This is a genomic window from Streptomyces sp. ISL-10, from assembly GCF_018614575.1.
In the GTDB taxonomy this organism is placed as follows: Bacteria; Actinomycetota; Actinomycetes; order Streptomycetales; family Streptomycetaceae; genus Streptomyces.
In genome coordinates, this window is record NZ_JAGGOJ010000020.1 from 1 (window position 1) to 14,497 (window position 14,497).

Genomic DNA, 14,497 nt, shown 5'->3' on the forward strand with positions numbered 1-14,497 from the left:
AGTGTGTGTGGGGGGGGAGGGTGGCGGGGTGCGGGTCGCGTTCGGGGTGGGGGATGGGCGCGGCCCGTCTGGAACGCCGACGGGCCGGATGTGCTCAGGCCCTGAGCCACACCCGTAGCGGGCCCGCGGGCTCGCAGCCCGACCGCAGCGCCGCCGTCAGGTCGTCGCCCCCTTCGTAGCCGACCACCGGGAGCCGGGGCCATCTCGACGTCACCGCCGACAGGCAGCCCGCCCAGGCCGACTCCAGGTCGTCGTCCAGCGTGAAGAGGTTGGAGATCCCCGCCGCCCCCACCGTGGTGCTCAGCACCACTCCCGCCGTCACACGGCCGCCCCGGTCGCGTGCCGCGAGCAGCGTTGTCGTCGGGTCCGCGAGCAGTTCCGCGCGGAACAGGCCGGCGAGCCCCTGGCCGCCGTCCCACGCCGTCGCCCACTCGGCCAGTTCCCCGGCCGTCGTCACCGGCGACCACGGCAGGCCCTCCGGGGCCGCGGGGGCCGGCAGGCCCGCCGGGCGGTACAGCCACTGCGCCTCGAACAGCACCTCGAACCCGGCCGCCGCCAGGTCCAGGCGGGCGAAGCTGTCCTTGACCGACGCGCCGGGGCTCGCGGCCGAGGCGTCGATACCCGCCAGGACGTCGGCGGCGGTCGCCTCCGGGGTCAGCGTCACCGCGTCCGGATACAGCGGGGGCGTACGGCGGGTGTTCGTCCACGCGTGTGCGCCGAACGAGCCCGGACGTCCGTGCGCACGGCACATGGCCTCGCACCATTCGGCGTTGTTGCGGGCCGCTCGCAGTGCCCTGTCGTTGCTCATGGACGTGATCATGGCAACTGGCGGCACCCCGGACGAACCGTTTCCGAACGGACCGCGTCTGACCTGCCGTGAGGGGATTCAGGAAGATCTCGCGTCGCGCTCAGCGCGGCATCGCCCAGGCCGTCATGCTCGGATGCGTGCTCGCACTCGCGCCCGCGACCTGGATGCACGCCGTGGCCGACAGCCGGGTCCGTGCCGTTGCCGACGTGCCCGCCCAGGAGGTCGCCGTCGTCTTCGGGGCCGGACTGTGGAACGGCCGGCCCACCCCGTATCTCGCCCACCGTCTGGACGCCGCCGCCGAGCTCTATCGGACCGGCAAGGTCAGGGTCGTCCTCGTCACCGGCGACAACAGCCGCGTCGAGTACGACGAGCCGGACGCGATGCGCACCTACCTGACGGAGCGCGGTGTCCCGGACGGCCGGATCGTCAGCGACTACGCGGGATTCGACACCTGGGACTCCTGCGTCCGGGCGAAGGAGATCTTCGGTGTCGAAGGTGCGGTGCTCGTGACGCAGGGCTTTCACATCCGGCGGGCCGTCGCCCTGTGCCGTTCCGCCGGGATCGAGTCGTACGGTGTCGGCGTCGCCGAGCCCCACGACGCCACGTGGTACTACGGCGGCGTCCGGGAAGTGTTCGCCTCCGGCAAGGGGGCGATGGACGCCGTGCTGCGGCCCGACCCGCGGTTCCTCGGGGCGAAGGAGCCGGGCGTACGGGAGGCACTGGAGTCGGCCGGCCGCTGACACACCCCGTCGCGGCACGCTCGCATCCGCGTCCCCGGCGCGCGACAGTGAACCGCATGACGAAAGACGACGCTGCAGAGCTCCTCGCCCGGCACTCCGAGGCGCTCGCCCTCTTCACCGACCGGGTCCACGCGGTGCGGGCCGATCAGTGGGAGGATCCGACCCCGTGCACCGAGTGGTCCGTACGCGATCTGGTCAACCACCTCACGGCCGAGCAGCTGTGGGTGCCGGACCTGGTGACGGACGGAGCGGCCGTCGACGACGTGGGCGACGCGTACGACGGCGACGTGCTCGGCGCACGGCCGCGGGCCGCGTGGGACGCGGCGGCGCGCGCCGCACGCAAGGCGTTCGCCGCCGAGGGCGCGCTGGAGCGGACCGTCCGGCTGTCGTACGGCGAGACACCGGCCGTCGCGTACTGCGCGCAGATGACCGCGGACGCGGTGGTGCACGCCTGGGACCTGTCGCGGGCGATCGGCGCGCCCGAGCAGCTGCCCGACGCACTGGTGGCCTTCGCTCTGGAGGAGGTCACCCCGTACGCGGACCAGCTGGCGGGATCGGGGCTCTTCGCGCCGCCGATCGAACCGCCGCCGGGCGACAGCCATCAGTCCCGGCTGCTGGCGATGCTGGGCCGCCGCGGCTGAGTCCCCCGGCCATCGCGCACGGGCCGCCGCGGCTGAGCGCCCGCCACGCACGGGCCGCCTCACGAGGCACTGCACCACGTACGGGCCGCCTCACGAGGCACGGCACCGTGTGCGGAGCCCGGCGTACCCCGCTTGTAATGTGATGCGCCCGCCGACGTAACACGGATGTTCCACGCTGGGCGTCATGCGCGACGAGACCATCCCGACCCACTGTCCCTACTGCGCCCTGCAGTGCGGTATGAATCTGCGCCCCGGCGGCGCGGCCGAGACGGTCGTCGAGGTGGTCGAGCGCCCCGATTTCCCCGTGAACCGGGGGGCGCTGTGCGGCAAGGGCCGTACCTCCCCCGCCCTGCTCTCCTCCCGGGTGCGCCTGACCGAGCCGCTCATCCGATCCCATGCCACAGGCCGGCTCGAGCCGGCCACCTGGGAGGACGCTCTGCGTACGATCGCCGACGGGCTGCGGCGGACGAAGGACGTCCACGGTCCTGACGCGGTGGGCGTCTTCGGCGGCGGCGGGCTCACCAACGAGAAGGCGTACACCCTGGGCAAGTTCGCCAGGGTCGTCCTCGGCACCTCGCAGATCGACTACAACGGCCGCTTCTGCATGTCGTCGGCCGCCGCCGCGCACAACAAGGCGTTCGGCCTGGACCGCGGGCTGCCGTTCCCGCTGGAGGACATCCCGAAGACGGGATGCGTGATCCTCGTCGGCTCCAATCTGGCCGAGACCATGCCGCCCGCGCTGCGGTTCCTGACGGAGCTGAAGGAGAACGGCGGCACGCTGATCGTCGTCGACCCGCGGCGTACGAAGACCGCCGAGCAGGCCGACCTCCACCTTGCGCCCCGGCCCGGCACCGATCTGGCGCTGGCGCTCGGGCTGCTGCACGTGATCGTGGCCGAGGGGCGGACGGACGAGGCGTTCATCGAGGAGCGCACGAGCGGCTGGGCGGACGCACGGGCCGCGGCGATGGCCCACTGGCCGGAGCTGGTCGAGCGGATCACCGGCGTGGGCGTGCCCCAGCTGCGCGAAGCGGTACGGATGTTCTGCGACGCGCCGACAGGCATGGTGCTCACCGCCCGCGGGCCCGAGCAGCAGTCCAAGGGCACGGACACGGTCAGCGCCTGGATCAACCTGTGCCTGGCCACCGGCCGGGCGGGCCGCCCGCTGTCGGGCTACGGCTGCCTGACAGGACAGGGCAACGGGCAGGGCGGCCGCGAGCACGGCCAGAAGGCCGACCAGCTGCCCGGCTACCGCAAGCTGGACGACCCGGCGGCGCGGGCGCATGTGGCGGAGGTGTGGGGCGTCGACCCGGAGTCGCTGCCCGGACCGGGCCGCAGCGCCTACGAGCTGCTGGACGCGCTGGGCGGGGACGTCAAGTCGCTGCTGCTGATGGGGTCGAACCCGGTGGTTTCGGCGCCGCGCGCGGCACATGTCGAGGAGCGGCTGAAGTCCCTGGACTTCCTGGCCGTCGCGGACGTGGTGCTGTCGGAGACCGCCGCGCTCGCCGACGTGGTGCTGCCCGTGACGCAGTGGGCGGAGGAGACGGGCACCACGACGAACCTGGAGGGCCGGGTGCTGCTGCGCCGCCGCGCGGTCGACGCGCCGCCCGGTGTGCGCAGCGACCTTCAGGTGCTGGGCGGGCTCGCGGGCCTGCTCGGGCACGAGAAGGGTTTTCCGTCCGACCCGGAGGAGGTCTTCGAGGAGCTGCGCCGGGCGTCGGCGGGCGGGCCCGCGGACTACTCGGGGATCACGTACCGCAGGATCGCCGAAGAGGACGGGGTGTTCTGGCCCTGCCCCGAGCAGCAGGAGCCGGAGGCCCATCCGGGGACGCCGCGGCTGTTCCTCGACCGGTTCGCCACGGACGACGGGCGGGCGCGGTTCGTGGCCGTGGGGCACCGGCCCGCCGCCGAGGAACCGGACGCCGAGTACCCGGTGCTGCTGACCACCGGGCGGGTCGTCGCCCAGTACCAGTCGGGGGCGCAGACACGTCGCGTCGACGAGCTGAACGCCGCCGCGCCGGGTCCGTTCGTCGAGCTGCATCCGCAGTTGGCGGAGCGCATCGGCGCCGCGGACGGCGACCCGGTGGCCGTGGTCTCGCGGCGCGGACGGGCGGTCGGCCCCGCCCGGATCACCAACGGGATCAGGCCGGACACGGTGTTCATGCCGTTCCACTGGCCGGGCGAGGGCCGGGTGAACACCGTGACGAATCCGGCGCTCGACCCGACCTCGCGGATGCCCGAGTTCAAGGTGTGTGCGGTGCGCGTGGAGCCGGCGGCCTGAGCCGGCGGCGGGTGCGTCGGAGCGGGTGCGTCGAGGGCGGGCGAGCGGGCCCCGGGCCGGCTTCAGCCGGCGCGGCCCGGTTCACCTCCCCGCCGTACGCGCCCGTCCGCACCAGTCGCCGCTCGCGATGCACCTCCCGTGCGACCGGAGCCCGCGGGCCACGCCGTCCGCGGCGACGTACACCCAGGCGCGTGTCGCGGTGCCGTCCGCGAGGGTCACCTCACGGACGACCCGCTCGTAGAGATTGCGCGGGTGCCCTGGGGCGACGAACTCCTCCAGCCGGTCCAGCGTCGTGAGGAGCCGGGCGTACTCCCCCGGTGCCGCGGTCACGGACGCTCCCGTGACCGGGCCGCCCTCATCGGCGTCCTCCACCAGGTACGGGTAGCCGGGTCCGTCGTACAGCAGGGCGCCGGCGAGTGTCGCCGGGTCCTCGGTGGCGGTCCGGCCCGCGAGGAACAGGCCGTGGTTGTGCTCGCCGGGCCGCAGGGTGCCGTAGACGAAGAAGGGCAGCTGCTCGTTCACGGCGCCGTCGTCTCCGCACGCACCCATGCCGCGTACGCGGCGCCCGACCGCACCACCGGGAAAGCGATGATCTCGGGGGTGTCGTAGTCGTGCACGGCGGTCAGGTGTGCTTCCAGGGCGTCGTAGCAGGCCGGGGTCGTCTTGAAGAGGACCTGCCACTCCTCGGCGCTCTCGATCGCGTTCTGCCAGCGGTACACCGATGTCATCGGTGCAAAGACCTGGGCACAGGCGGCGAGCCTGGCCTCCACGGCGCCCTGCGCGAGTGCGTGCGCCTTCTCGGCGCTGTCGGTGGTCGTCAGCACGGCGAACAGCGGAGGGGAGGCGGGCAGTTGCTCCACGGCGGGTGCTCCTTCGGTAGGCGGCGGATCGGGCCGGGTCGGGTCGCGGGCGGGTCGGGTCGGGGGCGGGCCGGGTCGGGTCAGGTCAGGTCGCGGTCAGGTCGGGTCGCGGGGCCGGGCTCGTACAGGGCCGGGTCGCGGGGCCGGCCAGGGTCGTGGCGCTGATTCACCGGGACCCTGTCCGCCACCGTACGCACCGCCCGGCCCCTCGCCCCGCTCAGGCCGCGTAGGGCCGAACGGCCTTGGCCGACCGCAGTGCGCTGCCCCACCAGGCGAGCTGGTCCAGCATCGTCTTGGCCGCGGCGTCGGGTCCGGCCGGGTCGCGGTGGTTGCCCTCGTCGTCGAAGTGGGCGCCGGCGTTGTGGAAGGAGACGGTGTCGCGGACGGTGACGGCGTGCAGCTCGGCAAAGACCTGCCGCAGATGCTCGACGGCGCGCAGCCCGCCCGAGATGCCACCGTAGGAGACGAAGCCGACCGGCTTGGCCTGCCATTCGCCGAAGTGCCAGTCGATGAGGGACTTGAGGGAGGCGGGGTAGGAGTGGTTGTACTCGGGGGTGAGGACGACGAAGGCGTCGGCGGCGGCCAGGGCGGGGCTGACCTTGGCGAGTTCGGCGGTCACGGCGGGCGACGGCCTGGAGGACAGGGAGGTGGGCAGTTCCGTCTCGGCCAGGTCGACGAGCTCGACCGTGAAGTCCTCGCGCCGGGCGGCGCGGGAGAGGAACCAGTCGGCGACGACGGAGCCGAAGCGTCCTTCGCGGTTGCTGCCGACGATGACGGCGAGCTTCAGCGGGGCCCGGTCGGCGAAGCCGGCGACGGTCGTCTTCTCGGGCGGGTTCTCGGGCGGGTTCTCGGGCGGGTTCTCAGACATGTTCTCGGGCGTGTTCTCAGGCGTGTTCTCAGGCGTGTTGAGGTCCATGCGGAAGAGCGTGGTACCTCATGTTTGGTTGAGGTCAAGCGGCCATATCCCGTCACCCGTTCGGCAGGCGGAGAGCGCGCGACACCAAAGGCACGGCGTCACACCCGGTGACCTGCGGTGACGCCTCACGTCCAGTGCAACACGCCGTTCCGGACCGGTGAATCTGATGGCCCATCAGCAGGCATGGGCTCTGGCGCCGCCCTTATCTCGGAGGGGACGGACCACCGCATCACGCGCCTCCGGAGGACTCCATGCGCACCACTGCCCGCCTGCTGACCGGCGCCGCGCTGGTCATCGCCGCGATAGGCATAGCCGCCCCGGCGACCTTCGCCGGCGACTCCGGATCCCTGGAGATCCACCCATCGGCGGCCGCACCGGGCGACACGGTCACCGTCAGCACTCAGGCCTGCGGCAAGAACGGGCGCGGCACCGGTGACGCGCGGGCGCTGGGCGCGGATGAGTTCAAGCTGTGGCCGGGCACGCACAAGGAGCTCGCGGTGGGGCAGTTCACGGTGCCCGACGAGGCCCGGCCCGGGACGTACGAGATCGGCGTCCAGTGCAAGAACGGCAAGAAGGCCACCGGAGACGTGACCATTCGTCATCACGGTCCGAGCGGCCATGTGAGGACCGGTGTCGGCGGCAGCGTCGGCCCGGACTCCGCCCAGATCGCGGCGGGCGCGGCGGTACTGGCCGCGGCCGCCGTCGGCGGGACCCTGCTCCTGCGCCGCCGGGCGAGCGGCGCGCAGGACAGCTGACGGGCCGGTTCCCACCGGTCCCGTACCGCCCGAGCCCCCGTTCCCGTCCGGCCCCGAGCCGACGGGGGCGGGGTGCGAGCCGGTCCGGCCCCTGAACCTCCGGAGGAGAGATGAGCGCCAGGGCCAAGGGCCTGGGTGTCGCCCTCGCCGTGTGCGCGGGCCTGTGGCTGGTCCAGAACGGTGCGCGGGACGTGACCCCTCCGATGCCGTCGGCCGCGGAGGCGTTCGCGGCGGGACCCGACCAGCACACCGACGCCGCCGCCGACCCGCTGCCCGCTTCCAGGCCCCTGCGGCTGCGCATCCCCGTGATCGGCGTGGACGCTCCCATGACGGGTCTGGGCCTGGCGCGGGACGGCAGCCTGGAGGTGCCGCCGGCCGCGGACCGCAATCTGGCCGGCTGGTACGAGGACGGCACCGCCCCCGGTGCGAAGGGCACGGCGATCGTCGCCGGTCATGTGGACAACGCCCGGGGCCCGTCCGTCTTCTACAGCCTCGGCGCGCTGAAGAAGGGCAACCGGGTCGAGATCACGCGCGAGGACGGCCGGACCGCGGTGTTCACCATCGACGCGATCGAGGTCTACGAGGCGGACGCCTTCCCCGACAGGAAGGTCTACGGCCCCAGCGACCGCGCTGAACTGCGCGTGATCACCTGCGGCGGCGGCTTCTCGGGGAAGACGGGCTACCGGGGCAACGTGGTGGCGTACGGGCATCTGATCGGCGTGCGGCAGGGCGCCGCCGGCAGCACCGCGCAGGCCGGCGCGGCCGCGCGCGAGGCGATCCGGAGCGGCTGACGTCACCGTGAAGATCGACGAGGCGAGGCGCCGAGGCGGCCGGCTCCGGCCCGGTCGAGACCGCCGTCTCGGCGGTGACGGACCGCATACGGACCGCATACGGACCGCACACGGACCGCATACGGATCGCCGCGGACCGCATACGACCATCGCGGACCGCATACGACTCATCGCGGACGGCCGGGCCCCCGCAGTCCCGCCTCGCGGCCTTCTCCACCGAGGTCGCCTACCCCGCGTCCACGGCACGGTCCCTGAGGCGCGGACCTGACGGGCCGCGGGCCGCGTCCTGCTGGAGATCGCCGAGCGCGCGAAGGCCGTGTACGCGGAGACCGCCGCCCCCTCCTGAGCAGCGGTGGCGTGCCCTGGGCCCCGGCAGGCCGACCTACGCGTTCCACTGGTCGAAACCGAGCTTGGCGACCAGCGAGAAGACGACGACCAGCAGCACACCACGTACGAACTCGCTGCCCTTGCGCAGTGCCATACGGGCGCCGATCAAGCCGCCCACCAGGTTGAACACGGCCATGACCACGGCGAGCTGCCAGAGCACGGTGCCCTGGTACGCGAACATCGCCAGCGCTCCCGCATTGGTGCAGACATTGACGATCTTGGCGGTCGCGGAGGCGGTCACCAGGTCGAGGTGGAGGACCGCCGTCAGCGCCAGGACCAGGAACGTGCCGGTGCCGGGCCCGAACAGGCCGTCGTAGAAGCCGATTCCGCCGCCGACCAGGACGATCGCCGCGACCGTACGCGCCCGGCTCACCCGGCGCCGCGCCGCGTCGGTCGCCGTGCCGAAGGAGGGCCGCAGCATCACGAACGCCGCCACTCCGAGCAGCACGACCATGATCACGGGACGCAGGACGTCGCTGCTGATCCCGGCTGCGAAGAAGGCGCCGCCCATCGAGCCCGCGAGGGCCGCGAGGCCGATCCGCACAGCGGTCTTCACCTGGACCGGCGCCTCGCGCACATAGGTGACCGCGGCGCCCGAGGTGCCGACGATCGCCACCGCCTTGTTGGTCCCGAGGACATGCGCGGCCGAGACGTTCGGCAGGCCGAGCAGCAGGGCGGGCAGGAGAAGCAGTCCACCGCCGCCCACCACCGCGTCGATCCAGCCGGCCGCCGCGGCCGCGAGACAGAGGACGACCAGTGTGGTCAGTGATATGTCGGGCACTCTGGCGACCCTATGAACAGGCCGAGTGCGTCGTCCAACAATCCGCTGACTTCTTGAGCGGCCTCTGAGGTTCCCCGCCGGACGGCTGCCGCCTCGGCTCACCCTCTGCGGACCGGGCACCCTCACACTCGCTCTCCACCCCCGCTGAGGGCAGCGTTCCTCGCGGGAAACAGAGGAGAACCTGTCGGGAAACACCGACGACGCACGCTGCTTGCATGACTTCGGAGATCGTGGTGATCGGCGGCGGGACGGCGGGCGCGCGGCTCGCGCGGCAGCTCGGCGCGGACGCCCGCGTCACCGTCATCGGCGAGGAGCAGCACGCCCCTTACAACCGGGTGCTGCTCGCCGAGGTGCTCGCCGGGCGGTACGGCCCCGAGGTGATCGCCTTGCCCGAGGTGCCCGTGCGGCGCGGCGTGCGGGCGACGTCCGTCGACCGCGAACGCCGGCTCGTGCACTGCGCGGACGGTACGGCGGTGGCCTACGACCGGCTGGTCCTCGCGACCGGATCCAACCCGGTTCTGCCGCCGCTGCGCGGCATCGGCCCCGGGCTCCCCGACGGTGTGCACCCCTTCCGCACCCTCGACGACTGCGCCGCCCTGTCGGCGGCCGTCACCCCCGGCATCCGGGCCGTCGTCGTCGGCGGCGGGCTGCTCGGCGTCTCCGCGGCGCGGGCGCTCGCCGAACGCGGCGCCAAGGTGGTGCTCGCCCAGCAGGGCGAGCACCTCATGGAGCGCCAGCTCGACGTCTCCGCCTCGACGCTGCTGCGCAGCCACCTGGAGGCCCTCGACGTCGAGGTGCACACCGAGTGCCGGGTGCGCGGACTGCGCACCGGCCCCGACGACGCGGTCAGCGCCGTGGTCCTCGCCGACGGCTTCGCGCTCGACGCCGAGATCGTGGTCCTGGCCTGCGGGGTACGTCCCCGCGTCGGCCTCGCGGCGGACGCCGGGCTCACGGTGCGCCGCGGCATCGTCGTCGACGACGAGCTGCGCACCTCCGACCCGTACATCCACGCCATCGGCGACTGCGCCGAGCACAACGGCGTGGTCCAGGGCCTCGCGGGCCCGGCCCTCGAACAGGCCGACGTCCTCGCGTCCGTGCTGAAGGCAGAGATGCCGAACGCCGACGGCACCGCGGACACCGGGACCGCCGAGGCCCGCTACACCGGCACCCGGGCCCTGACCCGGCTCACGCTGGCGTCGGCGACGAGTCCACTCGACCTCGCCGCCTTCGGCGACCCGACGCCCCGCCCGGGGGACGACGTCGTCCAGCTCGCCGACGCCACCCGCGGCGCCTACCGCAAGGTCGTCGTCCGAGGGGACCGGCTCGTCGGCGGGGTGCTGCTCGGGGATCTCGCCTCCGTCGGCGCGCTCGCCCGGGCATGGGAGGGCGACGAGGCCCTTCCCGACTCCGTGCCCCTGCTCCACCTGCTCACCAATGATGGAGGCCTCTGAACATGGCTGCGATGTCCACTCCCGCGATCACCCCCACCATCGTGGTCGTCGGCCACGGCATGGTCGGCCAGCGATTCCTGGAGGCCCTCGCCGACCGTGGCGTCACCGAGCGGGCGCGCGTCGTCGTGCTGTGCGAGGAACCGCGCCCCGCCTACGACCGGGTCCGCCTCACCTCGTACTTCTCCGGGAACACGCCCGAGGACCTGTCCATGGTCGAGGACGGCTTCCTGGAGAAGCACGGCATCGAACTGCACCTGGGCGACCCGGCCGAGTCGATCGACACCGCCGGCCGCACGGTCACCGCGCGCTCCGGAGCGACGATCAGCTACGACACGCTGGTGCTGGCGACCGGCTCGTACCCGTTCGTGCCGCCGGTGCCGGGCAAGGACGCCGAGGGCTGCTTCGTCTACCGCACCATCGAGGACCTGCTCGCGATCGAGGAGTACGCGAAGACGGCCCGCGTCGGCGCGGTGGTCGGCGGCGGTCTGCTCGGTCTGGAGGCGGCGGGCGCGCTGAAGGGCCTCGGCCTGGAGACCCACATCGTGGAGTTCGCGCCACGCCTGATGCCGGTCCAGGTCGACGACGGCGGCGGTGCCGCTCTGCTGCGCACCATCGAGAACATGGGGCTCGCCGTCCACACCGGCGTCGGCACCCAGGAGGTCACCGCCGGCGAGAACGGCGCCGTGAACGGCATGGCCCTGTCGGACGGTTCGGTCCTCGCCACCGACCTGGTCGTCTTCTCCGCGGGCGTACGGCCCCGGGACCAGCTCGCCCGCGACGCGGGCCTCGCCGTCGGCGAGCGCGGCGGCATCGTCGTCGACGAGCAGTGCCGCACCTCCGACCCGGCTGTGTTCGCCATCGGCGAGTGCGCCCTCGCCTCGGACGGGCGGGTGTACGGCCTGGTCGCGCCCGGCTACGAGATGGCCGAGACGGCGGCGGCCGCGCTGGAGGGCGACGTGAGCTCGTTCACGGGCGCCGACCTGTCCACCAAGCTGAAGCTGCTCGGTGTGGACGTCGCCTCCTTCGGTGACGCCCACGGCACGGCCGAGGGCTGCCTCGACGTCGTCTACTCCGACTCCCGCGCCGGTCTCTACAAGAAGCTCGTCATCGGCGCCGACGGCACGCTGCTGGGCGGCATCCTCGTCGGCGACGCCGAGCAGTACGGCACCCTGCGGGCCTTCACCGGCTCGAAGCCGCCGGTCTCCCCCGAGCAGCTGGTGCTGCCGGCGGGCGCTGGCGCTCCCGTGGCGCTGGGCCCGGCGGCACTGCCTGACGACGCCGTGGTCTGCTCCTGCCACAACGTCACCAAGGGCACGATCCGCGGCGCCGTCACCGAGCACTCCTGCACCACCGTCCCCGAGGTCAAGAAGTGCACCAAGGCCGGTACGGGCTGCGGCAGTTGCGTCAAGGTGCTCGGCCAGCTGGTCAACGCCGAGCTGGAGGCCGCGGGCGTCGAGGTCGACAAGGGCCTGTGCGGCTGCTTCGGCCAGACCCGCCAGGAGCTGTACGAGATCGTCCGCGCGCTGGGCATCACCTCGTACCAGGAACTCCTCGACAACCACGGCCGCGAGGCGGCGCGCGGCACCGACGGCTGCGAGGTCTGCAAGCCCGCCGTCGGTTCGGTCATCGCCTCGCTGGCGCCCACGATCGGCGCCTCCGGCTATGTGCTGGAGGGCGAGCAGGCGGCGCTGCAGGACACCAACGACCACTTCCTCGCCAACCTCCAGAAGAACGGCTCGTACTCGATCGTGCCGCGCATCCCGGGCGGTGAGATCACCCCCGAGAAGCTGATCGTCATCGGCGAGGTGGCCCGCGACTTCGGCCTCTACACGAAGATCACCGGCGGCCAGCGCATCGACCTGTTCGGCGCGCGGGTCGACCAGCTGCCGCAGATCTGGGGCCGGCTGGTGGACGCGGGCTTCGAGTCCGGGCACGCGTACGGCAAGGCGCTGCGGACCGTGAAGTCCTGTGTGGGGCAGACCTGGTGCCGCTACGGCGTGCAGGACTCGGTCCGCATGGCGATCGACCTGGAGCTGCGGTACCGCGGCCTGCGCTCACCGCACAAGCTGAAGTCGGCGGTCTCCGGCTGCCAGCGCGAGTGCGCGGAGGCCCAGTCGAAGGACTTCGGCGTGATCGCCACCGCCAACGGCTGGAACCTGTACGTCGGCGGCAACGGCGGCGCGACCCCGCGCCACGCCGATCTGCTCGCGCAGGACCTGTCCGACGCCGAACTGATCAGGCTCATCGACCGGTTCCTGATGTTCTACATCCGCACCGCCGACCGGCTCGAGCGCACCTCGACCTGGCTGGAGCGGATCGAGGGCGGCCTCGACCATGTGCGCGACGTCGTCGTGCACGACTCGCTCGGCATCTGCGCCGAGCTGGAGTCCCTGATGGCCGACCATGTCGCCGGTTACCGCGACGAGTGGGCCGAGACGCTGAACGACCCGGAGCGGCTGCTGCGGTTCGTGTCGTTCGTCAACGCCCCCGACGTGCCGGACCCGACGGTGAAGTTCGTGCCCGAGCGCGACCAGGTCAAGCCCGACCTGCCGCTGCTGTCCATCCGTCCGCTGGGCGAAGCCCTGGAAGACTCCCTGGAAGGTACTGCCGCCCGATGACCATCGCGCCTGAGAAGACCCTGCAGAAGACGGACACGCACATCCAGCTCCGGCTGGGTGACGAGTGGCTGGCCGTGTGCCCGCTGTCCCGGCTCACGCCCGGCCGCGGGGTCGCGGTCCTGCTGCCGGACGGCCGGCAGGCCGGACTGTTCCTGGACCGTGACGGCGTGCCGTACGCGATCGACAACCGCGACCCGTTCACCGGGGCACATGTGCTCTCGCGCGGACTGATCGGCACGGCGGCCGGCCGGCCGTTCGTCGCGTCGCCGCTGCTCAAGCAGCGCTTCGACCTGGTGTCCGGGCGCTGCCTGGACGACGAGACGGTTTCGGTGACCGCCTACGAGGTCCGCCTCGGCTGACAGACCCCCGGCTCCGCTCACGCGTCGTCTGTCACTGCCCTGACTCTTCGCGGCGCGTGAGCGGAATTCCCGTCGCCTGCCGGGCCCCTGCGGCCCGGCAGGCGTCCCTGGGTCACGGCGAGCACCGCGCCGGCGAGGAGCACCAGGGCGCCGGCGGCCTGGACGGCGCCGAAGGACTCGTCGAGGAAGATCATGGCCGCGGAGCTGCCGAAGACGGGCACGAGGAACATCATCACCGACGCCGAGGCAGGTCCGACCGTGCCGACCCCGCGGTAGTAGAGGAGATTGGCGAGGGCCGTCGGTCCCACCGCGAGGAACACCACGTTCAGCCAGACCCCGGTGGGTAGTTCGCCCCAGTTCACGTCACCGAGCCGGGGAGCGGAGAACAGGCCGAGGGCCACGGCCCCGGCGCAGGTGGCGTATGCAGTGGCCCGCAGCGGCTCGATGCCGGCGAGCACGCGCGGCCCGGACAGGGTGAAGGCGGCCCAGCAGACGGCGCTGAGCAGGAACAGCAGATCGCCGGTCAGCCGTGTCGCGCCCCCGCCGCCGGTGCTCGCGCCGACGAAGAAGACCACGGCACCCACCACGCCCAGGCCGAGCCCCGCGATGCGCGCCGGCGACGCCGACTCCTTGCGGGTGATCAGCAGGAACGCGGTGGTGAGCACCGGGCTCATGACCGGGACGATCACGCCCGCGTCCATCGAGGGCGCCAGCGAGAGACCCCAGAAGAAGCTCAGGTTGTACACGAAGACGCCGAGCAGCCCGGCGAGTGCCGCCCTTCCCCGGTCGCGGGGTGCCACCCGTGCGTCGCGGCGGCCGAAGAGGCGCACGGCGAGCAGCAGGGCGATCGCTCCGCCGCCGAAGCGGAGGAACGCCGCGACGCTGTACGGCAGTTGCTCCACGACCGTCTTCGAACTGCTGAAGGCGCTGCCCCACAGCACCATGGTCACCGTCAGCAGCAGATACGGATTGTCCTTGCTCTTGGGGGTGTTGATCGTCTTCGCCGAGTCCATGGGGCCAGCGTCGCAGCCCGTGCCCTGCCCGGTCTTGTACGTATGTGCGGGGGGACAATGGGAGCGTGGACACGGCTGACGGGGCACCGGGCGCGTACG

Annotated in this window: 14 protein-coding genes; 8 read left to right on the plus strand and 6 right to left on the minus strand. The window is 72.7% G+C overall.

Features of this window, described 5'->3' with window-relative positions; translation table 11 throughout:
- Positions 1-94 precede the first annotated feature (94 nt).
- Complete coding sequence (locus J7E88_RS23555; protein WP_215184290.1) at positions 95-808, minus strand: hypothetical protein; 714 nt, start codon at positions 806-808, stop codon at positions 95-97.
- Between the two features lie 86 nt (positions 809-894).
- On the opposite strand from J7E88_RS23555, the gene J7E88_RS23560 reads away from it, so the two are divergent.
- From J7E88_RS23560 to J7E88_RS23570, 3 genes are all read left to right on the plus strand, one after another.
- A complete protein-coding gene (locus tag J7E88_RS23560) occupies positions 895-1,548 on the plus strand; it encodes a vancomycin high temperature exclusion protein (protein ID WP_374196318.1) in 654 nt (217 codons plus the stop codon).
- A gap of 56 nt (positions 1,549-1,604) precedes the next feature.
- Positions 1,605-2,189: a TIGR03086 family metal-binding protein gene (locus J7E88_RS23565; RefSeq protein WP_215184292.1), complete on the plus strand. Its 585-nt coding sequence runs from the start codon at positions 1,605-1,607 to the stop codon at positions 2,187-2,189.
- Positions 2,190-2,373: 184 nt separating this feature from the next.
- The gene (locus J7E88_RS23570) at positions 2,374-4,467 is read left to right on the plus strand and encodes a molybdopterin oxidoreductase family protein (protein ID WP_215184294.1); all 2,094 of its coding nucleotides are present in this window, start codon (positions 2,374-2,376) and stop codon (positions 4,465-4,467) included.
- Between the two features lie 81 nt (positions 4,468-4,548).
- On the opposite strand, the gene J7E88_RS23575 is transcribed toward J7E88_RS23570, so the two are convergent.
- From J7E88_RS23575 to J7E88_RS23585, 3 genes are all read right to left on the minus strand, one after another.
- Positions 4,549-5,016 (minus strand): gamma-glutamylcyclotransferase family protein, encoded by a 468-nt coding sequence (locus J7E88_RS23575; protein WP_215184296.1) that lies wholly within the window; start codon positions 5,014-5,016, stop codon positions 4,549-4,551.
- On the minus strand, positions 4,986-5,318 hold the full coding sequence (gene cutA / locus J7E88_RS23580; protein ID WP_251023107.1) for a divalent-cation tolerance protein CutA: 333 nt from the start codon (positions 5,316-5,318) through the stop codon (positions 4,986-4,988). Before cutA ends, J7E88_RS23575 begins: the two co-directional genes overlap by 31 nt.
- 226 nt (positions 5,319-5,544) lie before the next feature.
- Positions 5,545-6,195, minus strand: a complete 651-nt coding sequence (locus tag J7E88_RS23585; RefSeq protein WP_215184300.1) for an NADPH-dependent FMN reductase — start codon at positions 6,193-6,195, stop codon at positions 5,545-5,547.
- Positions 6,196-6,494: 299 nt separating this feature from the next.
- On the opposite strand from J7E88_RS23585, the gene J7E88_RS23590 reads away from it, so the two are divergent.
- Entirely contained in the window at positions 6,495-6,998 is a 504-nt protein-coding gene (locus J7E88_RS23590) for a hypothetical protein (RefSeq protein ID WP_215184302.1), read from the plus strand.
- 110 nt (positions 6,999-7,108) lie between these two features.
- Positions 7,109-7,789 (plus strand): class F sortase, encoded by a 681-nt coding sequence (locus J7E88_RS23595; protein WP_215184303.1) that lies wholly within the window; start codon positions 7,109-7,111, stop codon positions 7,787-7,789.
- Between the two features lie 382 nt (positions 7,790-8,171).
- On the opposite strand, the gene J7E88_RS23600 is transcribed toward J7E88_RS23595, so the two are convergent.
- Complete coding sequence (locus J7E88_RS23600) at positions 8,172-8,957, minus strand: TSUP family transporter (protein ID WP_215184305.1); 786 nt, start codon at positions 8,955-8,957, stop codon at positions 8,172-8,174.
- Positions 8,958-9,172: 215 nt separating this feature from the next.
- On the opposite strand from J7E88_RS23600, the gene J7E88_RS23605 reads away from it, so the two are divergent.
- Genes J7E88_RS23605 through nirD form a run of 3 tightly spaced genes read left to right on the plus strand, consistent with a single transcriptional unit; the run spans position 9,173 to position 13,385 of the window.
- Positions 9,173-10,408 (plus strand): NAD(P)/FAD-dependent oxidoreductase, encoded by a 1,236-nt coding sequence (locus tag J7E88_RS23605; protein ID WP_215184307.1) that lies wholly within the window; start codon positions 9,173-9,175, stop codon positions 10,406-10,408.
- Positions 10,409-10,419: 11 nt separating this feature from the next.
- Positions 10,420-13,026, plus strand: coding sequence for a nitrite reductase large subunit NirB (gene nirB, locus J7E88_RS23610; RefSeq protein ID WP_215184705.1), 2,607 nt, complete (start codon positions 10,420-10,422; stop codon positions 13,024-13,026).
- Complete coding sequence (nirD, locus tag J7E88_RS23615; RefSeq protein WP_215184309.1) at positions 13,023-13,385, plus strand: nitrite reductase small subunit NirD; 363 nt, start codon at positions 13,023-13,025, stop codon at positions 13,383-13,385. Before nirB ends, nirD begins: the two co-directional genes overlap by 4 nt.
- 17 nt (positions 13,386-13,402) lie before the next feature.
- On the opposite strand, the gene J7E88_RS23620 is transcribed toward nirD, so the two are convergent.
- On the minus strand, positions 13,403-14,398 hold the full coding sequence (locus tag J7E88_RS23620; protein WP_215184311.1) for a DMT family transporter: 996 nt from the start codon (positions 14,396-14,398) through the stop codon (positions 13,403-13,405).
- Positions 14,399-14,497: the final 99 nt, after the last annotated feature.